Origin of the sequence: Rhodococcus sp. DMF-1, from assembly GCF_021441945.1 — a bacterium.
GTDB lineage: Bacteria > Actinomycetota > Actinomycetes > Mycobacteriales > Mycobacteriaceae > Rhodococcus > Rhodococcus ruber.
On sequence record NZ_CP090442.1, the window covers coordinates 3599443 to 3623104 of the forward strand.

24 protein-coding genes, 1 pseudogene and 2 riboswitches are annotated in these 23662 nt (G+C 69.3%); of the genes and pseudogenes, 10 read left to right on the forward strand and 15 right to left on the reverse strand.

The window, feature by feature from the left end; all coding sequences use genetic code 11:
* Positions 1-12: 12 nt before the first annotated feature.
* Positions 13-372 carry a TetR family transcriptional regulator gene (locus tag LZP97_RS16315; RefSeq protein WP_326491671.1) on the reverse strand — a complete coding sequence of 120 codons (360 nt, stop codon included), beginning with the start codon at positions 370-372 and terminating at the stop codon, positions 13-15.
* Between LZP97_RS16315 and LZP97_RS16320 the strand changes: the two genes are divergently transcribed.
* On the forward strand, positions 270-620 hold the full coding sequence (locus LZP97_RS16320) for an FBP domain-containing protein (RefSeq protein ID WP_230831746.1): 351 nt from the start codon (positions 270-272) through the stop codon (positions 618-620). The two genes, LZP97_RS16315 and LZP97_RS16320, sit on opposite strands and share 103 nt — an antisense overlap.
* A gap of 43 nt (positions 621-663) precedes the next feature.
* Here the strand turns inward: LZP97_RS16320 and LZP97_RS16325 are convergent, their stop codons facing one another.
* Together LZP97_RS16325 and LZP97_RS16330 are read right to left on the reverse strand one after the other, a co-directional pair.
* On the reverse strand, positions 664-1971 hold the full coding sequence (locus tag LZP97_RS16325) for an LLM class flavin-dependent oxidoreductase (RefSeq protein WP_010593450.1): 1308 nt from the start codon (positions 1969-1971) through the stop codon (positions 664-666).
* Positions 1971-2735: a 3-oxoacyl-ACP reductase gene (locus LZP97_RS16330; protein ID WP_040274193.1), complete on the reverse strand. Its 765-nt coding sequence runs from the start codon at positions 2733-2735 to the stop codon at positions 1971-1973. Before LZP97_RS16330 ends, LZP97_RS16325 begins: the two co-directional genes overlap by 1 nt.
* A gap of 54 nt (positions 2736-2789) precedes the next feature.
* Positions 2790-2882, reverse strand: a riboswitch (TPP riboswitch).
* 200 nt (positions 2883-3082) lie between these two features.
* Positions 3083-3177, reverse strand: a riboswitch (TPP riboswitch).
* 376 nt (positions 3178-3553) lie between these two features.
* Between LZP97_RS16330 and LZP97_RS16335 the strand changes: the two genes are divergently transcribed.
* Positions 3554-4681: a GAF domain-containing protein gene (locus LZP97_RS16335; protein ID WP_010593452.1), complete on the forward strand. Its 1128-nt coding sequence runs from the start codon at positions 3554-3556 to the stop codon at positions 4679-4681.
* Between the two features lie 92 nt (positions 4682-4773).
* Here the strand turns inward: LZP97_RS16335 and LZP97_RS16340 are convergent, their stop codons facing one another.
* The 10 genes and pseudogenes from LZP97_RS16340 to LZP97_RS16385 all read right to left on the reverse strand — a co-directional run bounded on the left by LZP97_RS16340 (position 4774) and on the right by LZP97_RS16385 (position 14453).
* A complete protein-coding gene (locus tag LZP97_RS16340) occupies positions 4774-5064 on the reverse strand; it encodes a DUF3263 domain-containing protein (protein WP_010593453.1) in 291 nt (96 codons plus the stop codon).
* A 4-nt stretch (positions 5065-5068) separates the two neighbouring features.
* Positions 5069-6073 carry a lipoyl synthase gene (gene lipA, locus LZP97_RS16345; protein WP_043804964.1) on the reverse strand — a complete coding sequence of 335 codons (1005 nt, stop codon included), beginning with the start codon at positions 6071-6073 and terminating at the stop codon, positions 5069-5071.
* Positions 6074-6148: 75 nt separating this feature from the next.
* Positions 6149-7549, reverse strand: a complete 1401-nt coding sequence (gene lpdA / locus LZP97_RS16350; protein ID WP_234574839.1) for a dihydrolipoyl dehydrogenase — start codon at positions 7547-7549, stop codon at positions 6149-6151.
* A gap of 10 nt (positions 7550-7559) precedes the next feature.
* Positions 7560-9110, reverse strand: a complete 1551-nt coding sequence (locus LZP97_RS16355; protein ID WP_064065684.1) for a 2-oxo acid dehydrogenase subunit E2 — start codon at positions 9108-9110, stop codon at positions 7560-7562.
* 1 nt (position 9111) lies between these two features.
* Positions 9112-10143, reverse strand: a complete 1032-nt coding sequence (locus tag LZP97_RS16360) for an alpha-ketoacid dehydrogenase subunit beta (RefSeq protein WP_010593457.1) — start codon at positions 10141-10143, stop codon at positions 9112-9114.
* Between the two features lie 14 nt (positions 10144-10157).
* Positions 10158-11123: a thiamine pyrophosphate-dependent dehydrogenase E1 component subunit alpha gene (locus LZP97_RS16365; protein ID WP_010593458.1), complete on the reverse strand. Its 966-nt coding sequence runs from the start codon at positions 11121-11123 to the stop codon at positions 10158-10160.
* Positions 11124-11677: 554 nt separating this feature from the next.
* Positions 11678-12643 carry a GTP-binding protein gene (locus LZP97_RS16370; RefSeq protein ID WP_230831745.1) on the reverse strand — a complete coding sequence of 322 codons (966 nt, stop codon included), beginning with the start codon at positions 12641-12643 and terminating at the stop codon, positions 11678-11680.
* A gap of 248 nt (positions 12644-12891) precedes the next feature.
* Positions 12892-13101: a hypothetical protein gene (locus LZP97_RS16375; protein WP_010593460.1), complete on the reverse strand. Its 210-nt coding sequence runs from the start codon at positions 13099-13101 to the stop codon at positions 12892-12894.
* A 76-nt stretch (positions 13102-13177) separates the two neighbouring features.
* Positions 13178-13306, reverse strand: a pseudogene (locus LZP97_RS16380) (zinc transporter permease); the annotation flags it as partial.
* Between the two features lie 253 nt (positions 13307-13559).
* Positions 13560-14453 (reverse strand): IclR family transcriptional regulator, encoded by an 894-nt coding sequence (locus LZP97_RS16385; RefSeq protein WP_010593462.1) that lies wholly within the window; start codon positions 14451-14453, stop codon positions 13560-13562.
* Between the two features lie 244 nt (positions 14454-14697).
* Between LZP97_RS16385 and LZP97_RS16390 the strand changes: the two genes are divergently transcribed.
* Positions 14698-15597 carry a TIGR03619 family F420-dependent LLM class oxidoreductase gene (locus tag LZP97_RS16390; protein ID WP_040275007.1) on the forward strand — a complete coding sequence of 300 codons (900 nt, stop codon included), beginning with the start codon at positions 14698-14700 and terminating at the stop codon, positions 15595-15597.
* Positions 15594-16103: a nuclear transport factor 2 family protein gene (locus LZP97_RS16395; protein WP_040275004.1), complete on the forward strand. Its 510-nt coding sequence runs from the start codon at positions 15594-15596 to the stop codon at positions 16101-16103. Before LZP97_RS16390 ends, LZP97_RS16395 begins: the two co-directional genes overlap by 4 nt.
* 65 nt (positions 16104-16168) lie before the next feature.
* Here the strand turns inward: LZP97_RS16395 and LZP97_RS16400 are convergent, their stop codons facing one another.
* Positions 16169-17791 carry an acyl-CoA synthetase gene (locus LZP97_RS16400; protein WP_234574841.1) on the reverse strand — a complete coding sequence of 541 codons (1623 nt, stop codon included), beginning with the start codon at positions 17789-17791 and terminating at the stop codon, positions 16169-16171.
* A gap of 282 nt (positions 17792-18073) precedes the next feature.
* On the opposite strand from LZP97_RS16400, the gene LZP97_RS16405 reads away from it, so the two are divergent.
* From LZP97_RS16405 to LZP97_RS16430, 6 genes are all read left to right on the forward strand, one after another.
* A complete protein-coding gene (locus LZP97_RS16405; RefSeq protein ID WP_010593466.1) occupies positions 18074-19012 on the forward strand; it encodes a 3-oxoacyl-ACP reductase in 939 nt (312 codons plus the stop codon).
* A gap of 17 nt (positions 19013-19029) precedes the next feature.
* On the forward strand, positions 19030-19782 hold the full coding sequence (locus LZP97_RS16410; RefSeq protein ID WP_026137560.1) for an SDR family NAD(P)-dependent oxidoreductase: 753 nt from the start codon (positions 19030-19032) through the stop codon (positions 19780-19782).
* Positions 19783-19970: 188 nt separating this feature from the next.
* Entirely contained in the window at positions 19971-21110 is a 1140-nt protein-coding gene (locus LZP97_RS16415) for an oxidoreductase (RefSeq protein ID WP_040275000.1), read from the forward strand.
* Positions 21111-21153: 43 nt separating this feature from the next.
* Positions 21154-22032, forward strand: a complete 879-nt coding sequence (locus LZP97_RS16420) for a coniferyl-aldehyde dehydrogenase (RefSeq protein WP_010593470.1) — start codon at positions 21154-21156, stop codon at positions 22030-22032.
* Entirely contained in the window at positions 22029-22487 is a 459-nt protein-coding gene (locus tag LZP97_RS16425) for a nuclear transport factor 2 family protein (RefSeq protein ID WP_017679830.1), read from the forward strand. The genes LZP97_RS16420 and LZP97_RS16425 overlap by 4 nt, the downstream gene beginning before the upstream one ends.
* Before the next feature lie 13 nt (positions 22488-22500).
* The gene (locus LZP97_RS16430) at positions 22501-23028 is read left to right on the forward strand and encodes a nuclear transport factor 2 family protein (RefSeq protein ID WP_040274998.1); all 528 of its coding nucleotides are present in this window, start codon (positions 22501-22503) and stop codon (positions 23026-23028) included.
* Positions 23029-23255: 227 nt separating this feature from the next.
* Here the strand turns inward: LZP97_RS16430 and LZP97_RS16435 are convergent, their stop codons facing one another.
* Positions 23256-23642 (reverse strand): hypothetical protein, encoded by a 387-nt coding sequence (locus LZP97_RS16435; RefSeq protein WP_234574843.1) that lies wholly within the window; start codon positions 23640-23642, stop codon positions 23256-23258.
* Between the last annotated feature and the right edge of the window lie 20 nt (positions 23643-23662).

Genomic DNA, 23662 nt, shown 5'->3' on the forward strand with positions numbered 1-23662 from the left:
TTGGCGGGCTGCTCACTCGGCCGGGTCACGGACCCCTTCCTCGTCCGAGGAAGTCGCACGGGAGATCTCGGTACGGATCGTCAGGACGGCGTCCCGGTGCGCTGCATCGGTGGCGACGTTGCAGCCGAGCGCGAGGTCCTCGAGGAGAAGACCTCGATGGACCGCGAGGATGCGCGAGGCGACGGACCGGGCCGCGCCCGGTGCCGCGCCCGCAGCCTCGATCGCCGCGGCCATGGGGTCGAGCCATTCGGTCACCACCGGGACGAGGAATGTCTGCTGCAGCTCGGGATCCCGCGTCGCCGCGGTATAGATCTCGAAGAACATGGCGGTTCGCCGGCGCCCATCCGGCGTGTGCGCTTCCGCCCAGGCCAGCTCGAGCCCACCGCACCGGCGGGACGTCGCTGTTCACGGCGCGCAAGGCCGGCGCCGGCGGCAAGGCCGGAAACAGCATCGGAACCTACATGTGCAGCAACTTCGCATGCTCACTGTATGTGCGGGAGCTGGCGCCTCTGCCCGGCAATCAGCCCGATCGAGCACTGCCCACCGAGACTCGGATCCGCCGGCTCGGGACTCGACTCGGTGGCTTCGTCGGGCGGGTGCTCGACGAGCAGGACCCCTGACCGCGCTGTGCACTACCCGAGCGGCGCCGTCACCCGGGTGCCTTCACGCGAAGGACCACAGTCCCAGACTGTCGCGCAAGGTGGCCCCGGGGTATGCGGTGCGAAACAGGCCGCGGCGTTGCAGTTCCGGGACGACGAGGTCGACGAAGTCGTCCAGCGAATCCGGATACGCCGGACACATCAGGTTGAATCCGTCGCAGGCGCCGGCGACGAACCACTCCTCGATCCCATCCGCGATCGCCTCGGGCGTGCCGATCATCGTCGCATGTCCTCCTCCGGCCGCGAGGTAGCCGAGCAGTTCACGCAGAGTGGGCCGGTGCGTTTCGATGATCCGTTGTACCGTCGCGTAGCGGCCCTGCGGGCCGGAGAACTGATCGAGGGACGGCAGGTCGTCCACCGGCGCGTCGAGATCGTGGCCCGTGTAGTCCTGACCGGTGAAGACACCGAGCTGGGCGAGCGCAGCGTCGATGTCGAGCAACGCGTCCAGGGTCGCCTTCTTCGCCCGGGCCTCGTCCTCGGTGCGACCGACGTAGGGGACGAGGCCCGGCAATATCGCAATCGACGCGGGATCTCGTCCGGCGGCGGCAGCGCGGCCACGCAGATCGGTGGCGAAGTCGAGCGCCGCGGCCGAATCCCACGACACCGAGTACACCGCTTCGGCGTGCCGCGCTGCGAGGTTGCGTCCGGTCTCCGACGCGCCCGCTTGGAACAGCACCGGACGCCCCTGCGGACAACGCGGCACGGTGAGCGGCCCGTCGACGCGGAAGTGCTGACCGCGATGGTCGATCCGACGGATGGCATCGGCGTCGAGGTATCGACCGGCCGCGCGATCGACGAGGATGCCGGCTTCGTCCCACGAGTCCCACAGCGCAGTCAGCACCTCGATGAACTCCTCGGCGCGGCCGTAACGCTCAGCATGGTCCGGCAGCGCGTCGAACCCGTGGTTGCGCGCCTCCGCGTCGAACATCGAGGTCACAATGTTCACCCCGGCCCGTCCACCGCTGATGTGGTCCAGCGAGGCGAGCATCCGCGCCGCATGGAACGGTGTATGGAAGCTCGCGGACACCGTAGTGACCAGCCCGATGCGATTCGTCCTGCGCGCCATGGCGGACAGCGCGGTCAGGGGTTCGAGAAACCACGTGGTCCCGGCCGTGTAGCCCGGGTTCACGCAGTGTCCGTCGGCGAAGAACACCGCATCGAGGCAGCCGCGTTCGGCGGTCCGCGCGAGTTCCTCGTAGTAGGCGATGTCGCCGATTCGCTCCGCCGCGGACGATGGATGCCGCCAGGCCGCCGAATGGTGGCCGACACCGTGGAGAAAGGCGTTCAGATGGAGGGTGCGGGGCTCCGGCATCAGTTCATCACCAGTCCACCGTCGACCACCAGGTTCTGGCCGGTCACTGCTCGCGACCAGTCGGAAGCGAAGAACAGGACGGCGGCGGCGACGTCCGCCGGGGTGGTGACCTTCCGCAGGGGCGTGGAGGCGGCGATCAGGTCGAATACTTCCTCGGGGGTCGCTGCCGATGCGTCGGTAGTGCGCAGCAGCCCGCCGGAGACCATGTTCACGCGGATGCCTTCGGGCCCGAGGTCTGCCGCGAACGTGCGGGTCAGCGACAGCAGTGCCGCCTTGGCGGCGGTGTAGTCGTGATACGGCACCACCGGGTTCTGGAACAGGTTGGTGCCGATGTTGATGACGGTGCCGCCGCCGGCCTCGCGCATGCCGGGCAGGGCCGCCTGGATCGTGTTGACAGCGCCGCCGACGATGCCGTCGAGTTGAGCGGCGAAGTCGCCGTAGCCGATCTCGTCGGCTCTGCGGCGCGCGTCGCCGTTGAAGGAGAAGTCGGGCAGCGCGTTGTTGACCACGGTGGTGACCGGCCGGCCGAACTGTTTCCGGGCCTGCGTGAACAGGACGTCTACCTGCGCGGCGTCGGTCACGTCGGCGGGCAGGGCGATCGCACGGTCCGGGCCGATCTTCTCGGCGAGGGCGTGGGCGGCGTCGCTGCTGTTGCGGTAGTTGACCACGACGGCGGCGCCCTCGTCGGCGAACGCCTGCGCGAGGTGGCGACCGAGACCGCGCCCGGCGCCGGTGACGAGGACAGTCTGGTTCTGCAGGAGCATTGTCTGTTCTTTCCCTTCGGTGGGAAGGGGTTCACCGCAGCGACGGACCACACGGCCGCGCCGGCTCGGCATCCCTTCGCTCGCATGATCGAGATCAGGTTCGACGGGTCTGTCTCTCAGCCGTTTCCGGCACCCCGTGTCGAGTCCGTCGCAAGACTACCCCGGCTGTGCCTGCACGTCGAACTTCGATGTCACATCGGACAACTCGGCAGGCTGCGAAGGATCCCCGCCCGGCACGAGGACGATCCGGCGGCAGTGGGTCGCCTGAACATGGTCCAGAAGAAGCGCTGCCTGTCCTCCGGAATCCGAACCGGCAACGGACAACACTCGCGGCGGTGGACAAGCAGACATCGTCGTTCGGACATCCCTTCGCTAGTACGAACTAGAGCAGGTTCGACGAGTGTGATCTCAGCCCTCCTCCAGGGCACCCCGTGTCGAGAGGATCATAAGGCGTCGACGTCGTTCGGCGGCTCGGTGGGGCCGCGGGAGATGGACGGGTTCGGTGGCGAGCCGGCCGGGGCCACGCCGTACACGGTGCGGTCCGCTTCCCGCGGGTGTGTCGACCTGTGGTGGCGTGCGTGGGGCCCGAAAGCGTTCGTGCGGAACGATCTTGCTCAGGCAGTGTGCCGGTCGACCCACTTCTCGGCGAGTGTGCGAGATTGTCGACGAATTCCGCATTCGTGACGGCCGCAGACGGCAGGGGCCATGGTGTGGCTCACACTCCTGACGGTAGGCTGGACGGCGTGAGTAAGGCCAGTTCGGCACGCCAACGGTTGCTCGCTTCCGGTTCCGGTGAAGACTTGTCGCGCCGCGCCCGATTGCTGAGCGACGTCCACGACGCGGTGATGTCCGGTCGGACGCCGCCGGTACCGCCGCGCGACGTCGTCGCCCGGTCGTGGTCGCGTCTTCGGGCAGACGGTGTCAGTCCCGCCCGGTGTGAGGACGTCGTACTCGCGGACACTTCCGAACTCGAGGCGCGCCGTGCACGAAGTGCCCTGAGATCGGTTCTGCCCGAGCTACGCGGCACCCTGACCGAGGTGGCGAGCGACGCGAACTTCATCGTGGTCGTCGCAGACTCGGACGGGGTGGTGTTGTGGCGAGAGGGTGCACGCGACGTGCAGAGGGAAGCCGACGTCCTCGGATTCGTGGAGGGCGCCCGGTGGTCGGAGAAGTCGGTGGGCACCAATTCGGTCGGCACGTCGCTGGTCGAGGACGCTCCGGTGCAGCTCTTCTCGGCCGAACACTACGCGCGGTCCCACTACGGCTGGTCGTGTACGGGGTCACCGGTCCACGATCCACGCTCCGGCGAGGTACTCGGGGTACTGGACATCAGCGGGTCCGCGATGTCGGTGCATCCGGCCACCGTGGCCCTCGTGCAGACGGCTGTGCGATTGGCCGAGTCGATGCTCTGGCGCGAGCATGCCGCCCACCTCGACAGGCTCCGTGCCGATGCGGCACCGGTGCTCGCAGCGACGTGTGGGCCTGCCGTCGTCGTGGACGGTCACGGCTGGGTCGTGGCAGCCAGCGGAATCGGCGTTCCCGAACGACTGGCACCGCCGGGCGGCGACCGGCCGCTGCTCGTGCCCGGTCTCGGACTCTGCGTGCCCGAACCGCTCGGTGACGCATGGCTGGTGCGGCGCCGAGCGGAACGGGCGGCCGTCGAACTCGAACTCGACCTGGGAGCGGCTCCGCGGGCGACGGTGCGGGGGGAGACGGAATGGACGCGCGCCCTGTCACCGCGGCACGCGCAGATTCTGCGGGTATTGGCACGTACCCGGTCGGCCGGTATCGATGCCGCGTCGTTGAGCGAGGCCCTGTTCGGCGACCGGGACCACATCGTTGCCGTCCGTGCCGAGGTCTCCCGCCTGCGTAAGAGCCTCGGTCCCGTGCTGACGCCCCAGCCGTACCGGTTCGCTGACGGTGTCGAAGTTCGTGTGGTCAGGTGAGATCCGCCTGTGCAGATCTCGCTCGGAGCTCCCGCCGTCTCCGCGTCGACGAATCCGGGTAGGAGCGGCACGCGCGCCCTGCTCCCCGGGACTCACAGCGGGGCGGACCGGGCTTCTCTCGGAACATCGTCCCTCCGGGTCGGCGCTGATTCGGCGGCGCGCGGGACAACGGTGCGCGCAGCGACGAAGTTGCGCAGGTCCGCGCGCAGTCGGGGGTGCAGCCGTATGGCGGCGGGGCTGTCGAGGATCTCACCCAGCCGGGTCAGATAACCCGCGGGGGTCATACCGAATTCGACGAGAAGGTCTCCGGGACTTCCGCCCCCGTAGGGCAGCCAGCGGCGGGCGAACTCGACGATGCGGTCGTCTTCGACGGCGGAACTCATGTGGTCACTCTCCTGGCGGGTGCGCTGCGGCGAGACGGCTGAGAGCAGCCGCGAGTGGACGGCGGTGGTGGGCCATGGCGTCGGCGTAGAGGCGGCCGGCGCGATACGAGGAACGCACGAGCGGCCCCGCCAGGACGCCGGCGAAACCGATCTCCTCGGCGGCCTTCGAGTGCTCGACGAATTCTTCCGGCGCGACCCACCGCTCGACCGGGTGGTGCCGCGGCGAGGGACGCAGATACTGGGTGATGGTGAGGATGTCGCAGCCGGCATCGTGCAGGTCGGTCATCGCCTGATGCACTTCCTGTGGGGTCTCTCCCATGCCGAGGATCAGATTCGATTTGGTGATCAGGCCGAAGTCGCGGGCGGCGGCGAGCACGCCGAGCGAGCGTTCGTAGCGAAACGCGGGGCGGATCCGCTTGAAGAGCCGCGGCACGGTCTCGAGGTTGTGGGCGAGCACCTCGGGCCGGGAGTCGAACACCTCGGCCAGTAGGTCGGGCTTTCCACTGAAGTCGGGGACGAGGTTCTCGACGCCGGTGCCGGGGTTGAGGGCATGGATCTGCCGGACGGTTTCGGCGTAGAGCCAGGCCCCGCCGTCGGGCAGGTCGTCGCGGGCGACCCCGGTGATGGTGGAGTACCGAAGTCCCATCGCGTGCACGGACTCGGCGACGCGGCGGGGCTCGTCCCGGTCGAGGTCGGCGGGTCTGCCGGTGTCGATCTGGCAGAAGTCGCAGCGGCGCGTGCACTGCCGACCGCCGATCAGGAACGTGGCTTCGCGGTCTTCCCAGCATTCGAAGATGTTGGGGCAGCCGGCTTCCGCACACACCGTGTGCAGTCCTTCGCGTTCGACCAGGCTCTCGAGTTCGGCGTACGCAGGACTCGTCTTGACGCGGGCCTTGATCCAGTTCGGCTTGCGTTCGATGGGGGTCTGCGCGTTGCGGACCTCCAGTCGAAGCAATGTGCGACCCGACCGGGCCGGCGCCTCGGGTGATGTTCCAGGGGTGGGATTCACGTTTCGTTCGATTCCTGGGCGTGGGGTTCCCGCCGAACCACGGTCCCACGCGGGTCCGCGGTTCGGCGGGGCTTGCTACATGTTGATCGGGCGGCCGAGTGCGGCCAGAACCGATTCGTGCATCGCCTCCGACAATGTCGGGTGCGCGAAGACGACCTCGGCGAGATCGTCGGCGGTCGCCTCCACGGATCGAGCGATACCGAATCCCTGGATCTGCTCGGTGACATCCGGACCGACCATGTGGGCACCGAGGAGTTCACCGCTGTCGGCGTCGAAGATCGTCTTCACGAAGCCGTCGGCTTCGCCGATCGCGAGCGCCTTCCCGGACGCCTGCAGGTCGAACTGCCCGATCTGGAGGCGGCGGCCGGTCGCACGCGCTCGTTCTTCGGTGAGACCGAGGCTGGCGACCTGCGGCCTCGCATAGGTACAGCCCGGAACGTAGTCGCGGTCCAACGGCCGGACGTGATCCGCACCGGCGAGCCTGTCCACACACAGCACGGCCTCGTGGCTTGCCTTGTGGGCGAGGCAGGGTGCGCCCGCCACGTCACCGATCGCGTACACGCCGAATGCGCTGGTGCGACACCACTGGTCGGTGGTGACGAATCCGCGATCGACCTCGACGCCGAGTTCCTCGAGGCCGAGGTCCTCGACGTTGCCCTGGATTCCGGCCGCAACGAGAACCCTGTCCACGGTCGACTCGTCGATCGTTCCGTCGGCCGACCGGACGGCCACGGTGACGGCGTTCGTGCCGACCGTCAGTTCGGACACCGAGGCGCCGGTGTGAATCCTGATGCCTCGCTTCTCGAACTGCCGCCGTACGTGGCCCGCGACGGCGGCATCCTCGACCGGCATGATCTGCGGAGCCACCTCGACGAGGGTGACGTCGGTGCCGAGATCGTTGTACAGACTCGCGAATTCGACGCCGATGGCGCCGGAGCCGATGACCAGCAAGGACTTCGGAAGCTCCGACGGGACCAGAGCCTCGAAGTATGTCCAGACCCGGTCGCCGTCGGGCACGACACCGGGAACCGAACGGGGCCGGGCCCCGGTGGCCAGGATGACATGGTCGGCCCGGTACTCGGACACCGACTCGTCCGCGGCCGTCACGGCGACGACTCCCTTGTCGAGCAGCCGCGCCGACCCCCTGACGACGTCGATGCCGTTCTTCTTCATCAGGTAGCCGATGCCGTCGGACAGTCGCCCCGACACCGACCGGCTGAACTCGACGAGGCGTGCCATGTCGAATTCCACACCGCTGGCACTGAACCCGAGCGGCCGAAGGTTCGCCAGCGTGTGGGCGACATCGGCACCGTGCAGCAACGCCTTGGTAGGGATGCACCCCCAGTTCAGGCAGATCCCCCCGAGCCGGTCCCGCTCGACGACGGCGGTGCGCAGACCGTGCTGCGCGGCACGGATGGCGGCGACATAGCCACCCGGCCCGCTCCCGACGACGATGACGTCGTACTTCTCTGTCATGGTGTACCTCTCAGACGAGCATCAGCGCGGGTGACTCGACGAAACGCCGGAGTTCTCGCAGGAAGGTGGCGCCGAGCGCGCCGTCGATCACCCGGTGGTCGCACGAGAGCGTGACGGTGAGCATCGTGCGCGCAACGACCTGACCGTCGACGACGACGGGACGCTCCTGTCCGGCACCGACTGCGAGGATGGCGCCCTGCGGTGGGTTGATGATCGCGTCGAATTCCCGCACACCGAACATGCCGAGATTGGACACCGTGAAAGTGCCGCCCTGAAACTCGTCGGCCGTCAGTTTCCCGGTCTTGGCCTTGGTCACCAGCGACTGCACCTCCCCGGAGATCTCGGCGAGAGTCTTGCCATCGGCCCCGCGCACGATCGGGGTGATCAGACCCGACGGCAGTGCGACAGCCACCGAGATGTCGGCACTTGCATAGCGCAGCACCGACTGTGTCGCCTCGTCGAACTGAACGTTGACATCGGGCACCTTCCGCAGCGCCGCGGCACACGCCTTGACGACGAAGTCGTTGACCGACAGTTTGACGGCGGGCACGGTCGCATTGATCTTCGTCCGCAAGGCGAGAAGGTCGTCGATCTGCAGGTCCGCGGTGAGCCGGAAGTGCGGGGCGCTGCGCTTCGACTCCTGCAACCGCTGCCCGATCGCCTTGCGCATCGCCGTGAACGGAATCGTCTCGAACTCCGCCTCCGCGACGGGTTCGGGCGCTGGGACGACTTCCGGTTGCAGCCGGAACCGGCGCTCGGCCTCGCGAACGTCGGCCTCACACACCCGGCCGCGTGAGCCGGTGGCGCGGCAGTCGTGCAGATTGATCCCGAGGGATGCGGCCAGACGTCGGGCCACGGGGGTGGCCGGGACGGCGGTGTCGTCCTCGAAGGAACGTCCCGGAATACCTGACGGCGTCGGCGACGGCTGTGGTGCGACGGTTCCACCGCCCGCCCGGATCGTGTCGTGGATGTCGGCAACGGAGATCCGGCCGCCCCGGCCGGTCCCTGTCACACGGGCCAGGTCGATCGACAACTCGTCTGCCAGGCGGTGGGCGTGCGGGGTCGCAAACACGTCACCGTTCGTCCGTCCGCGCAGGGCATCGGGAACGATCGTCGCACCGGGACGCTGACGGGACCCGGTGGCCGCCCCGGTCACCGGTACCGATTCGTGGGCCGCCGGCGCCGGTGGGCTGCTCTCGAGATCCGACGGCGCGACGGTGGGCTGCCCGCCCGGTGACCGCCCCGACTCGGCCGGTGCCGGCACCTGATCTGCCCCGATGCCGGCGAGGAATTCCTCGATTTCGGCGTCCGAGACCGCGGCCTCGGCCGACACCGCCAGCACCGCACCGACCGGCAACGTCTCCCCCGCCTTGGCGACGACCCGTCGGAGCACCCCGTCGAACGGCGCCTCCAACTGGTTGGCGATCTTGCTGGTCTCGATCTCGCAGATCAGGTCGCCCTTCGAGAAGGACGCTCCCTCCTCGACCAGCCACTCCGCCACGGTGCCTTCCTCCATGGACAGGCCCCACTTGGGAACTTCGATCAGTTTGATCTCACTCATGTCAGGCACTCACAACCTTGCGGACGGCGGCCTCGATCCGAGCGGCGTTCGGCAGCCACGCCTGCTCGAGGACCGGGGAGAACGGCACCGGAGTGTGCGGCGGGGTGACCAGTTCGATCGGCGCCTTCAGTGACCCGAACGCACGCGTCGCGATCAGCGCGGCGACGTCGTGACCGAACCCGCAGCGCGCCGCGGACTCGTCGGCGATCACTACCCGGCCGGTGGAGGCGACGGATTCGAGGATGCCCTCCTCGTCGAGGGGCGACACCGTGCGGGGGTCGACGACCTCGACGGAGATCCCCTCGGCTGCCAGCTTGTCCGCGGCGGTGTTGGCGGCGTTCACCATCGCCGACAGCGCGATGATCGTGACGTCCGTGCCCTCACGGGTGTAGTTGGCGACACCGAACGGGATCGTGTACGGCTCGTCCGGAACCTCGCCCTTGACGTCGTAGAGTGTCTTGTGTTCGCAGAACACGACCGGATCATCGTCGCGAATCGACTGGATCAGCAGGCCTTTGGCGTCGTAGGCGTTCGACGGGGCGACGACTTTGAGGCCGGGAACGGCGGCGAACACGTTGTACGGTGACTGCGAGTGCTGGGCGGCAGCGGAGAATCCGGCGCCGATCATGCCCCGCACCACCATCGGGGTACGGGCCTTGCCGCCGAACATGTACCGGAACTTCGCGGCCTGGTTGTAGAGCGCGTCGTAGCAGACTCCGAAGAAGTCCATGAACATCAACTCGGCCACCGGTCGCAGCCCGGTCAGAGCAGCGCCGGCTGCCATGCCGATGATCGCGGACTCGGTGATCGGGGTGTCGATGACACGGTCGGAACCGAACTCGGTCCACAGACCCTTCGTCACCCCCAGCACACCGCCGAACGCCTCCACCTTCCCGGACTCGAGCTCCGGATTGGTGCCGGCGTGACCGCCGCGCAGGTCCTCACCGATCTGCACGACCGTCGCGTCCCGCTGCATCTCCTGTGCGAGTGCGGCTTTGATCGCTTCGCGATATGTCGTCTTCGACGTGGTCATTTTCGTTCTCTCTCTCAGTACGACACGTAGACGTCGGTCAGCAGGTTCGTCAGCGGCGGGTATTCGGCAGCGCGCGCCTTCGTGACGGCGACCTCGACCCGTTCACGAGCCTCGGCGTCGATCGCATCGAGTTCCTTCGCGGTGACCTTCTTGCCGTCGACCTTCGCGCGGAACTTCACCAGCGGATCGTGGGTTCTTCGGAGTTCGGCGACCTGGTCCGCGGTGCGGTACAGCTGGGCGTCGCCCTCGAAGTGGCCGTGCCAGCGGTGTGCCACCGCCTCGATGGTGGAAGGACCGCCTCCCCTGCGGGCGCGCTCGACCGCCTCGCGCGCCGCCTCGTGGACCTCGAAGAAGTCGGTACCGTCGACGGTGGTGGCGGGCATCCCGAACGACGCGGCGCGCGCAGCGATACTCGGTGTGCCGACCGCATAGTCGCGGCCGGTGGCCTCACCGAATCCGTTGTTCTCGATGACGAAGACGATCGGCAACTCGAGCACGACCGCCATGTTCATGGCCTCGAACACGGTGCCCTGATTGGATCCGCCGTCGCCGGTGAACGAGGCCGCGACACCGCCGTTCCCCAGGGTCTTGGCGCTCAGCGCAGCGCCGATCGCCAGCGACGGGGCACCGCCGACGATCGCGTTCGCGCCGAGCATGCCCACCGACAGGTCGGCGATGTGCATCGATCCGCCCTTGCCGTGGCACAATCCGTCGTTCTTGCCGAAGATCTCGGCCATCATCCCGTCGAGGTCACACCCCTTGGCAATGCAGTGGCCGTGCCCGCGGTGGGTGGAGCCGATGTAGTCGGTGTCGTGCAGGTTCTCGCACACACCGACGGCGATCGCTTCCTGCCCCGAGTACAGATGGATGAACCCCGGGATGTCGCCGGTCGCGTTCTCCTCGTGCAACCGGTCCTCGAACTCGCGGATCTCCGACATCTTCCGATACGCGCTCAGTAATGCACTCTTGTTCAGCGCCATTGCTCTCCTCTACTTTCTGCCTGAGGGCCTGCCGCACAGGGCCGAGCCCCGAGCGTGACGAGACTTCGGGACGGTCCTCGTCTCACGCCGTGTAACCCGGGTCACGAATGTAGGGAGAGGGAGCGAGCCCGCTCAACGTTGCGGCGGATTGCAGCCCGGGCCCGGCACGAACACTCGCGGTCGCAGCCGGGTCGGTCGCCGCACGGAACGCGCGCGGGCTGGATACCGCCCATGGAAAAGCGGGAGAGCACCCGGGAAAGGGGACGGATCGATCCGAGGCCCCGACAGGGTCCCTGCGACGACGACATCGCCGATGGCGCCGATGTGCCGGTTTGCCCGATTCGGTGATGTCCCTGGTGAATACCACGGTTTTCCTGACGAACTCAGCGTTCGATGGCCACCCGGCGCGTAGCGACGGCCGCAGCAGCGAGAATCTGGTGTTTCCGCCGATGCGGTGAACACCGCTGCTACCCGACCGGCCCACGGTCACCCGAGTCTGCTCCCGGACCAGCCCGGGACCGCACCAGCGCCGGGCCCCGGCGCGGGCACGGGATCTACGTCTCCCGCCGCGGCAGCGGATCCGGCAGAGCCGTCCAGCCTGCAGGCCCGGCAAGAAACTCGTCGTCATCGAGGATGCACGCATCCAGCACGTCCTGCAGCCGGGCAGGATCGAGGTCGACGCCGAAGAATGCGATGTCCTGGCCGAAGGCGAGCGATTCCTCCGCGCAGGCGTCGGTGTCGGTGTGCATGGCCGTGAACTGCAACGCGGTGGCACATTGATCCCACAGCACCACCGTGTGGGGGCGCGATGCAAGCTGGCAGAAGCCCACCGCCCGTACCACATTCGCCCCGACAGGCGAGTCCGGACCTGCATCGAACAACGCAGCCAGACGGCCGGGATGAAACGGGCGAAGATTCTGATACCGGAAGGTGGACACCCGTGCGTGGACACTGCGCGGGGCGAAGGTGTCGCTGAGCACGTGCATCCAACCCGCGCGGTTGAGGCTCGCCTCGGCGTCGTCGAATCCGTGCCGATCGAGCGCCAAGGGGGCGTCGGCTCCGAGCAGCACCACCGTCGCCGCCGGGTTCAGGTGCCCGACCAGCGCCACGAGCAGATGGAGATCGTCCACTGCCAGCGATGTCCATGCGGTGAACACCACGACGGTGGCGTGCTCGATCTGCGTCGCGGTCGCCACGAGCGACGCCCCCGGGTTTCGCCTCCGGTACAGGGCAGGGGCAACCAACATATCCCACAATGTCAGGGCGTCGACGGTAGTGACGACCGAGGCGAGGGCGAGGCCCCGGGGATGTTCGTCGCGGGCAGAGACGAATTCGGAGATCACGTGCGGCGCGCCGGCGTCCCCGCGGCACTGCAACAGCGCGTCGGTAGCGGTGACGTCCGCGGCCGAGCGCAGGTGCGGCACGAAGGCGTCGAACTCGACGAGCCGGTCCGCAGCCGACGGGCCCAGAGCGCGGCGCAACGCGACGGCTGCCGCCTGTTGCGTGAAGAAGAGGTGCACGCGCAGATAGCGACATCGGCGATCTCGATCACCATCCGTGCGACCGGGCCGCCGGCGACGGCCAGGGCCGGGGGCATCGTCGGTCCCGTCCCGACCATCGCCACCACGCACCCCGTGGGAGTCGGTGTGCGACGTCGAGCGTGGCCTCGGACCTCGCCCTGCGATTCGTCGACCCCGAGTTCGGCGGCGGCCGCTGTCGCCCTCCCCGGAGTGGGCCGGTGCCGTGGTTCCCAGACCATGAATGGAACTCACAGCGAGTCGAGCAGATCCAGCGCCGTCGGAACGGCGGCCGGTGTCAGCACTCCGAGGCCGAACGAGGCCACCGATGCTCCGATCGGCCGGTGGAGCAAAGAGAACACCGCGATACCCAGCAGGATCAGCCAGGCGCCGACCACCGCGACACGGATCGGTGTGACCCCCAGCAGTGCCCCGATGCTGCAGATCCCGCCCGGCAGCACCCATCTCCAGTGCAGATTGCGCTCACAGAACTCCCGGATGCGCGGGTCGGTTGCGCCCCGGGGCGAGTCCTGCCGGTCAGTGGTCGTCGTAGTGCCCCTCGTGCGCGGCGTGCCGGTGCCCCTCGTGGATGTAGTCCATGTGGTCGCCGTGCGGAACGGCCACATGCCCGCAACCCTCGCCATGGGTGTGGTCGTGGCCTGCATGCTCGCGGTGGTCGGTCTCGGTCATCGCAGAACTCCTCCGTCGGGAACCGTCACCCCTCGTCCAGTATCCCACCGCGACCGGGGGCGGACACCCGACTCAAGCACTCACCTCGGGCACTGTTCGCGGGCCGGGACGGAGCGAGGGGTCCGTAGGGCACCGACGCGGCACGCGTCGAAGCGGGACCCTCAGGACGAGACCGGCACGAAGCCCACCACCGCAGCCAGCTCGCGGCATGAGGCCTCGAACAAGTCCCTCAGAGCCACTGACCGCTCTGGACCGACAGCAGCCGGTCCATCGCGTCCGGGGACCACGTGCTCTCGGGCGGTTCGGGCGCCCGGCGGCCCCGGCGCGGGGCGCCGAGTTCGGGGTAGAGGCTGCGGGAGACCTCTCGGGCGGCGTCCACCACGAGGGGTGCGACCCGCTCGAGCTGCGCGGTGCGGGCGTCGCCGCACAGCGAGATCGCGGCGACCGGACCGTCGTGCCCGCGCACAGCGACGGCGACGCACGCGACGCCGCGCACGGACTCGCTGCGCTCGAACGACAGACCGCGCCTCTGCCGGATCCGGCTGAGTTCCTGGTGCAGGGTCGCGAGGTCACCGATGGTGTGCTCGGTGCGGCGGGCCAGGCGCCGCTCGTACAGGTCGTCGACGCGCTCGGGTTCGAGCCAGGCCAGCATCGCCTTGCCACCGGCGGTGGTGTACGCCGGGGCCCGGCCGCCGACCCGCGAGGGCAGCGCCGCGGCGAAGCGGCCGCCGACCTTGTCGAGGTAGACGCTCTCGGCGCCGTCGAGGACGGCGAGGTGGACCACCATGCCGGTCTGCATGTGCAGCTCGTGCAGGAGCGGCGCCGCCGACGCCCGGATCTCCCCGTGGCCACCGTCCCCGCCGCCGAGACCGAGCGCCCGCCGGCCGAGGCAGTAGCCGAAGGATGCGTGGTCGACCCAGTTCAGCTTCACGAGCTGATCGAGGATGCGGTGCACGGTCGAGCGGGGCAGCCGGGTGCGGCAGGCCACCTCCTCCAGCGTCAGGCGCGAGGACCTGCCCTCGAACGCGTCGAGGATGAGCGTCATCCGTTCGACCATCGACGGCGGCACGTCGCGCCGCGGGGCGGTGGTAGCTGTCGGTTCCGTTGCTTCGACGACTGCCATCTGCGGCCTCCCGATACTTCTGCCCCGGATGGGAGCGGGAAAACTGAAATGAATTCTGAAAGTGTATCAGCTCACTCTCGCCGCCAGTAGTGATCGGCGGCGCGAATCTCCCCCTGCGACCCTGACGCGCCTCGCGTCCGCGGTCGACGCGGATCCCGCTGATCGGAACGTCGGCCGCGACGAAACGATGCCGTCCGGTACAACGGACCGACACCCTCCCAGTCCCGGCAGCGGTGAGGCTCGCATGCGCATCGGAATCGTCAGCCCCGTCGTGGTCCAGCACCCCGGCGTGCACTCACCGTGGGAACGCACCGCCGGCATCGACGACCTCGCCCGGGTGGCCCGAACCGCCGATCTCCTTGGCTTCCACCATCTGACCTGCAGCGAACACGTCGCCGTCCCGGTGGACGTGGCGGCCACCCGCGGGGGCACCTACTGGGACCCCCTCGCCACGCTCAGCTATCTCGCTGCCCGGACGCAACGCATCCGGCTCGCCACTCAGGTGCTCGTCCTGGGTTACCACCACCCGCTCGAGATCGCCAAGCGCTACGGCACCCTCGACGTCCTCAGCGGCGGCCGGCTGACGCTCGGCCTCGGGGTGGGCAGCCTGCGCGAGGAGTTCGACCTCCTCGACGCACCGTTCGAGGACCGGGGCGCCCGCGCCGACGACGCCCTGGCCGCGTTGCGCGCCGCACTGTCCCGACGACTGCCGGAGTACCACGGGTCCTATTACGAATTCCAGAACCTGCTCGTCGAGCCGCACGCCGTCCAACCCCGCGTCCCGCTGTGGATCGGGGGCCGCACGCTGCGCTCGCTGCGCCGCGCCGTCGCCCACGGCGACGGCTGGGTGCCGTTCGGCCTGCCCCTGCCCGACCTGACCGCGATGCTCGGCCGGGTGGACCGCCCGGAGGGCTTCGACGTCGTCCTCGACACCGGTGCGCCCCTCGACCCGCTGGGCGCGCGCGAGCGCACCGCCCGGTCGCTGGATCGCCGTCGCGAGGCCGGCGCCACCGTGGTCGGAGCGACCGTCGCCGCGACCGGCGTCGAACACTACTGCGAACAACTCGAGTGCCTGCGGGCACTCGGCACCGATCTGGGGCTGGACTTCGCCCCGGCCGAACCATCCGAACAGGAGACCCCATGACCGACACCGCAGAGACCGACACCGCAGAGACCGACACCGCAGAACTCGTCCGGTCCCTCCTCGCCCGCGTCCAGCTCCTCGAGGACAAGATCGCCGTCCAGGAGATCGTCACCGCCTACGGCCCGGCCGTCGATGCCGGCGACGCCGACGCGGTGGGCGAACTGTGGACCGAGGACGCCGTCTACGACGTCGACATGCGCACCATGAACGGCCGCAAGGAGATCATGGAGATGGTGCGCACACGGCCGCACCAGGACTACATCCACGAAGGATGCGGACACCTCCTCGATCCCGTGCACATCCGGGTCGAGGGTGACACGGCCGTGGCCACCTGCCATTCGCAGTTGCTGCGCCACGACGAGAACGGCTTCCGGGTCTGGCGCGTGACGGCCAACCGCTTCGAACTCGTCAAGAACGACGGCCGGTGGCGGATCCGCAGACGCACCGCCCGGGTGCTCGACGGCCGCGACGAGTCGCGCGAGCTGCTCGCCCGCGCCGGTCGCTGACCCGCCCCGGACACCGGGAACGGCCGGCACCGAATGTGGGGCCGGCCGTTCCTCGTCCGACGACGTCAGGCGTCGACGGTCGCGTTCTCGAGCGTCGCCCTCGCCCACCGGTAGTCCGCCTTCCCGGCGGGCGAACGCAGCACCTCGGGAACCGGCACGATCGTCTTCGGGATCTTGTACCCGGCGATCAGGGTCCGGCAGTGGTCGGCCAGTTCCGTGGCCGTGGGCGCGTCCACACCGGGACGGAACTGGACGGCCACCGAGACCCGCTCGCCCAGAAGCGGATCCGGGATCCCCGCCACCACGGCGTCGAGGACGGCCGGATGGCTCTTGACGGCTTCCTCGACCTCCTCCGCGTAGACCTTCTCGCCGCCGGTGTTGATGCAGGCCGACCCGCGGCCGAGCACGACGATCGCACCGTCCGGCTCCACGGTGGCCAGGTCCCCGAGCAGGCACATGCGCACACCGTCACGCTCGGGGAACGTCGCCGCGGACTTGTCCGGGTCGTTGTAGTAGCCGAGGGGGACGTGGCCGATGCGGGCGAGGTAACCGATGGTCTCCGAGCCGGGCTCGACCTCGGCCAGATCCGTGTCGACCACCCGCAGCGTCGGCGACGGGGAGATCCGCGCACGGCCGTCGGAGCCGGCGTCGAGGGTGCCGGTCGCGCCCGCCTCCGACGAGCCGAAGGAGTTGCGCAGGTAGACGTTCGGCAGCAGCTCCGCCAGGTGTGCGCGCACACTCGCCGACCACAGCGCCCCGCCGGAGCCGATGACCAGCAGAGAGCTCAGATCGAACTCCGTGCCGCGGGCGGCGACCGCGTCGGCCAGCGGCCGGCTGATGGCGTCGCCGACCACCATCACGATCGCGATCCGGTGCCGGTCGATCAGGCGCAGCGCCTCGATCGGATCGAACGACCGCATCAGCACCTGCTTCGCACCCGTGAACAGCCCCATCAGCACCGAGTACATCGCGGCCCCGTGCATGAGCGGCGCCGTGACGAGATAGGACATCGGGTGCTCGTTGGCCGCGGCGGCCGCGGCGAGATCGGCAGGGCTGCGGTGCGGTTCGCCGTAGGGGTTGCCGCCGGCCAGCGCCGCGAAGTAGAAGTCCTCGTGCCGCCACATCACGCCCTTGGGCATGCCCGTCGTGCCGCCGGTGTAGAGGATGTACCGGTCGTCGCCGTTCCGCGCACCGAAATCCCTCTCCCCCGAGGCGCTCTCCACCGCCTCCGCGTACCGCGCCACGGTCGCGTCCACAGCTGCCGCGGCCTGCTCGAGCGCCGCCGTCTCGGCGCTTCCGACGACGGTGATGTGCCGCAGCCGTGAGGTGTGCGGCACGGCCTGCGCCGCGACGTCGGCGAACTCGTCGTCGACCACGAGTGCCACGAGGTCCGCATCGGTGTAGAGGTGCACGAGCTCGGCACCCACGTAGCGGAAGTTGACGTTCACGGGCACCGCGCGAATCTTCAAGCAGCCCAACATGACCTCCAGGAACTCGAGGCTGTTGCGCATGTGCAGGCCCACATGATCACCTGCCGTCACTCCGACGGCCGCGAGGTGGTGCGCGGCCCGATTGGCGCGCGCGTCGAACTCGGCGTACGTCCGGGACTCGTCCCCGCAGATCAGGGCCGTCCGGTCGGGTATCGCATCGACGACGGCCTCGGTGAGATCGGCCAGGTTCAGAGACATCGCGGGTCCTTCCGGGGTTCGTGGGTGGGGCAGGACGCGCACGACCACGCGATCGTCGCGGGTGTGCCGCGGATCACAGCAAATTCAGTAGAACATATTCCTGTTCCGGGATCAACGGCCGGATGATGACGCGAAGGCCAGGCCCCACGGTTGCCTGCGGACTTACGGGAACACCCTCGGCTCGCGAGAGTGCGGCCGGAGAACACCCTTGTGCAGGTACTAGAATGAATACTAGTTTTCAGTCACCGTTCTGCACTCCCGCACGGACCCAAGGAGCCCATCATGACCCAGAACCTGACCCTCGACGGCCGCGCCGCCGTCGTCACCGGAGCAGGCGCCGGCCTCGGCCGTGCCGAAGCCCTCGCCCTCGCCGACGCCGGGGCCGCCGTCGTCGTCAACGACATGGGCGCCGCCGCCCACGACGTCGTCGACGAGATCCGCGCCGCCGGAGGCCGCGCCGTCGCCGTCACCGGCGACGTCTCGGACTGGGCGCTCGGCGAGGAACTCGTCCGCACCGCGGTCACCGAGTTCGGATCGATGGACATCCTGGTCAACAACGCCGGCATCCTGCGCGACAAGATGATCTTCAACCTGTCCGAGTCGGACTGGGACGACGTGATCCGGGTGCACCTCAAGGGCCACGCTGCGACGTCGCGCGCCGCGGCCGTGCACTGGCGGCAGGCGTCGAAGGACGCGAACGGCCCCGTCTACGGCCGCGTGATCAACACCTCCTCCGAGGCGTTCCTGTTCGGCTCGGCCGGGCAGCCCAACTACTCGGCCGCCAAGGCCGGCATCACCGCCCTGACCCTGTCGACCGCCCAGGGCCTGTCGCGGTACGGGGTGCGGGCCAACGCCATCTGCCCGCGCGCCCGCACGGCCATGACTGCGGACGCATTCGGCGAGAACAACACCGGCGCGTCGGGTCTGGACCCGCTCGCGCCCGAGCGAGTGGCCACCCTGGTCCGGTACCTCGCCTCCCCCGCCTCCGACGAGGTCAACGGTCAGGTCTTCGTCGTGTACGGCAAGATGGTCGCGCTCATGGAGGCCCCCAAGGTCGAGCACCGCTTCGACGCCGCGGGCTCCGCGTTCACCGTCGACGAACTCGGTGACCAGCTCTCGTCCTACTTCTCCGGTCGCGGCCCGTACGAGACCTACGCCGCCTACAGTGTGGCCGAACTGGAGAAGGTCGCGCTCGCCACGGGCGACCCCGTCGGCGCATGAGTGGAAGGGACGTGGCCGTGAAACTGCGCGGGAAGACCGCCGTCGTCACCGGCGGTGCGGGCGGGATCGGCCGCGCGGTGACCCGCGTGTTCGTCCGCGAGGGCGCCCGCGTGCTGTTCGTCGACGTCGACGACGATCGGGGGCGCGCGCTCGAGTCCGAGCTGACCGGGGCCGGCGGTGAGGCGAAGTTCCTGCAGGCCGACATCTCCCGGCGCGAGAGCGCGGACCAGATCCGCGACGCCGCCGTCGCGGCGTTCGGCGGCATCGACATCCTGGTCAACAACGCGCACGCGTCGCGCCAGGCACTGCTGGTCGAGCACACCCCGGAGATGTTCGAGCTGTCGTTCGGCACGGGGTTCTACCCCACCGTGCACCTCATGCAGGCCTGCTACCCGCAGCTCAAGCAGGCCCGGGGTTCCGTCGTCAACTTCGGCTCCGGGTCCGCCCTCGACGGCATGCCGACGCAGACGTCGTACGCGGCGGCGAAGGAGGCGATCCGGGCGGTCAGCCGGGTGGCCGCGAACGAATGGGCCGCCGACGGCATCCGCGTCAACGTCGTGTGCCCGTTCGCCGCGACCGAAGGCGTGCAGGCCTGGCAGCAGGCGTTCCCCGACCGGGCGGCCGCCGCGGCGGCGAAGGTGCCGTTGCAGCGCATCGGCGACCCGGAGACGGACATCGCGCCGGTGGTGGTGTTCCTCGCCTCCGACGACTCGAAGTACATGACGGGGCAGACGCTGATGGCCGACGGGGGCAGCATCAAGCTGCGGTGAGCGGGGTTCCCTCGCGCCGGGTTCCATCGCACTGAGTGGGACACCCGATCGACAGGGGCGGTGCCGCGTGGAAATCTGCGTCCTACAGGCCCGCCGGCCGGTGTCGTACCCGGCCGGCGGGCCGCATCCATATCCGGTCTGCCGCACGGCAGCCACGTCCGTACCGTCCGAGAGAGGGTTTCGACCGCATGGCTTCCTCCTCCCCGCTCTTCCGCCCGCTCCGTGTGCGTTCGCTCGAGTTGGCGAACCGCATCGTGATGTCACCGATGACGCGGTCGTACTCGATCGACGGTGTGCCGGGTGAGGACGTCGCCGCCTACTACCGGCGGCGGGCCGCGGGTGGGACGGGCCTGATCGTCACCGAGGGTGTCGCCATCGATCACCCGACGGCCGTGGACAATCCGCGTGTTCCGCGCATGCACGGCACCGAGGCACTCGCGGGGTGGCGCCGGGTCGTCGACGAAGTACACGACGCCGGGGGCCGGATCGTCCCGCAGTTGTGGCACGTCGGACCGTTGTGGGGCGCGATGAGCGCGGTCGATCCCGCACTGAAGCCGATGCGTCCGTCGGGCAGCTGGGGCGCCCTGGGCATCACCTCGTACCCGGAGGACTACGTCGCGTGGGCCACCCGGCCGACGGAGGCGATGACCGAGCAGGACATCGCCGACGTGATCGCGGCCTACGCTCGCGCCGCCGCCGCAGCCGCCGAGGCCGGATTCGACGGCATCGCGCTGCACGGCGGGCACGGCTACCTGCTGGACTCGTTCCTGTGGGAGGGCACCAACACCCGGACCGACGCGTGGGGCGGTGACCTCGAGCGGCGCACCCGATTCCCCGCGGCCGTCGTGGCGGCCATCCGCGCCGAGATCGGCGACGATCTGCCCATCGTGTTCCGCTTCTCGCAGCACAAGCAGCAGAACTACACCGCGCGCATCGCCGAGACGCCCGACGAGCTGAAGGTGATCCTCGGCGCTCTCGTCGAGGCCGGCGTCGACATCCTCGACGCGAGCATCCGCCGTTTCGACACCCCCGCCTTCGAGGGCAGCGACCTCTCGCTCGCCGGCTGGGCCAAGCAGCTGACGGGCGTGACCACCATGGCCGTCGGCAGCGTCGGCATCGGCAAGTCGCTGCGGGAGAGCCGGATCAGCGGCTCGGCACCGATCGACGACAACGTCCACGAGGTGGAACGACGGATCGACAGCGGCGAATTCGACCTGATCGCCGTCGGCCGCCTGCACCTGGCCGACCCGGCCCTCGCGACCACCCTGCAAGCCGGGGGGCCGCTGCCCGAATTCGACCGCGCGATCCACGAAGCGTCGCTGACCTGACCCGAACGGGGCGGGTGCGCGGCGGTGACGACAGGAGGCCTCCATGGGATCCTCGTTCCCCGAGCAACTTTCCGCTGTGCTCGATCGGCAGCGCCGGACGCCGTCCACGGCGTCGGCCACCGATCCGGGCCACCGGGTCCGGCCCGTCCGCGCCATGATCGATCTGCTCGTGCAGCACCACAAGCCGCTCACCGAGGCGGTCCACGCCGACTTCGACGGACAACTGCCGACCCACGTGGTCATGGACGACATCCTCACGTCCCTGACGGCACTGCACCGGGTGCGGGAGTCGTTGGAAGGCTGGGGTAGCGCCGGTCGGCCCACCTACCGGATACCCGGGCCGTCGGGGGCGCTGTGGCACTGCGGCCCGCACCACGACGCCGGGACGGTGGCCATCGTGGGAAGCCGCACCGCACCCCTGTTCTCGCTGCTGGGACCGTGGGTCAGCGCGATCGGCACCGGCCACCGCGCCGTGCTGATGCCGGCCCACGGGCTGCCGCGCACGGTGCGAGTGCTGGCGGACGCCGCCGAGTCCCTCCTCGACCCCGCCCACATCGCGGTGCTCGTCGGGATCGAGAACCACGACGATCAGATCACCGCCGACCGCTTCGACCACGTCGTGGTCACCGGCGAGCACCACGCGTCGCCGCCCGGCGGGACCGCGACGACGTCCGTGCTGCGCCCCGGCGCTGCGGGACCGGTGAGTCCGCACCGGCGCACGTTCGCCGACGCGCTTGCGACGACGTACGCCGCGCTGCTGCCCGCCGTCACCGACCACCCCGGTCTCGTCGTGACCGTCGCCGACCACCCGGGCAGCTGCCCGGTCCTGCGCTTCACCCGCCCCGGAGCGGCCTCGTCGCCGACCGATCAGTGGGACGACGAGCGCGCGCCGGACGTCGAGCGATGGAGAATGCCCGCATGAGCAGCCCACTCGAGGATCGCCTCGCGCTCACGGACGTCGTCGCACGGTACGCCCGTGCCGTCGACCGCCGCGAGCCGGCCGTGCTGCGTTCGCTCTTCACCGACGACGCCGAGTTCGTGCAGCCGCCCGGGCTGGTCCGTCGCGGACACGACCCGGTGCTCACCGGTGCCGGACCGATCGCCGACGGGGTGCTCGCCGCGGTCGCGCACCTGCACTCCACACGCCACGTCCTCGGCCAGCACGTGATCGACCTCGACGGCGACCGCGCCCGGGGCGAGCTGTACTGCGAGGCGCACCACGTGTACCCGAGCGGCGACGGCTACCGGGACTACACGGTGTCCGTCCGCTATCGGGACGAGTACCGGCGCGAGCCGGAAGGCTGGCGCATCTCGCGCCGGGAACTGGTCGTCGATCTCACCGCCGACCGTGAAGTGACGTTGCTCCGATCCGAGTGAGGGGAAAACCTTCGTGACACAGACCGACGCGGGCCTGACACCGAGCGCCGCGGAACAACTGCTGGCCGTCGAGGAGATCAAGCGGCTCTTCGCCGCACGGCTGCGGGTGATGGACACCAAGCAGTGGGATCTGTACCCCACCCTGCACACCGAGGACGTGGTGAGCGAGACCTGGGGCGGCCTGCCCGAGGACACCCAGCCGCGCACCGGTGGACGGTCCAATCGGGTCGTGGGCCGCGAACCGTTGCGGCGCGCCATCGAGAACCTGCTCGACGGAGGCACTCCGGTCACCAGTGCGCACCACGGTCACACTCCCGAGATCACCCTCACCGGCGACACCACCGCGACCGGGATCTGGGCGATGGAGGACGAACTGTGGTGGACGAACGGGTCGGTCGAGGAACACCTGCACGGCTGGGGCCACTACCACGAGGAGTACCGGAAGGTCGACGGCGTGTGGTTGATCAGCTACCGCAAGCTCACCCGGCTGCGGCAGGTGCACACACCCGGGTTCTTCGACTTTCTGAAGCCGCTCCGGTAGGACTTCGTCGGTTGCCGTCTCGGGGATCGAGATGGTGACGGAGCGCTTTTCGCGGTAACGCGTCTCGTCGGTTCACCGGCTCTCGGTCCTCGTCGACACGCCACGGATGGCTCAGCAATTCTCTTGCGGAGCCGAGGGCAGCGCACGTGGAACGTCTTCGTGACGTCTCTGGCGGAAATCGTCCCAGAGCAACGGAATTGCTGCCACCGAGCACATTGCGCTCGCCCCTACCTCCCCAGTCTCCGCTGCGGCGGAACAGGCTTCGGCTCTTCGACCACTCGAAGAAGTGCGTGGCACCCCTGACTTCGGAACTGTTCGGGAACCTGCAACCAGGACGGATGCGACTCTGCGGCCAATGCGTCGGCCAAGACCCGGACCCGTCCACGATCACTGCCTTCCATGCGTAGGCTGTCGCCCAACGGATCGTTCATCGCACACGCCGACACCACCGCGTCGTCGAGGTGCCGCGCTCGGTCCCGTGCGTCCTCCTTGTAGGCAGCACCTTTCAGCACCAGCGCACCGAGGACGTCAGGAACGCTCAGCCGGATCGATCCGTCGTCGTACTCGACGATGCAGTCGACGGTCTTGCGGAGAGCCGAAGTTCCTGCAGGCACGGCGAATACCTCACGGCCGG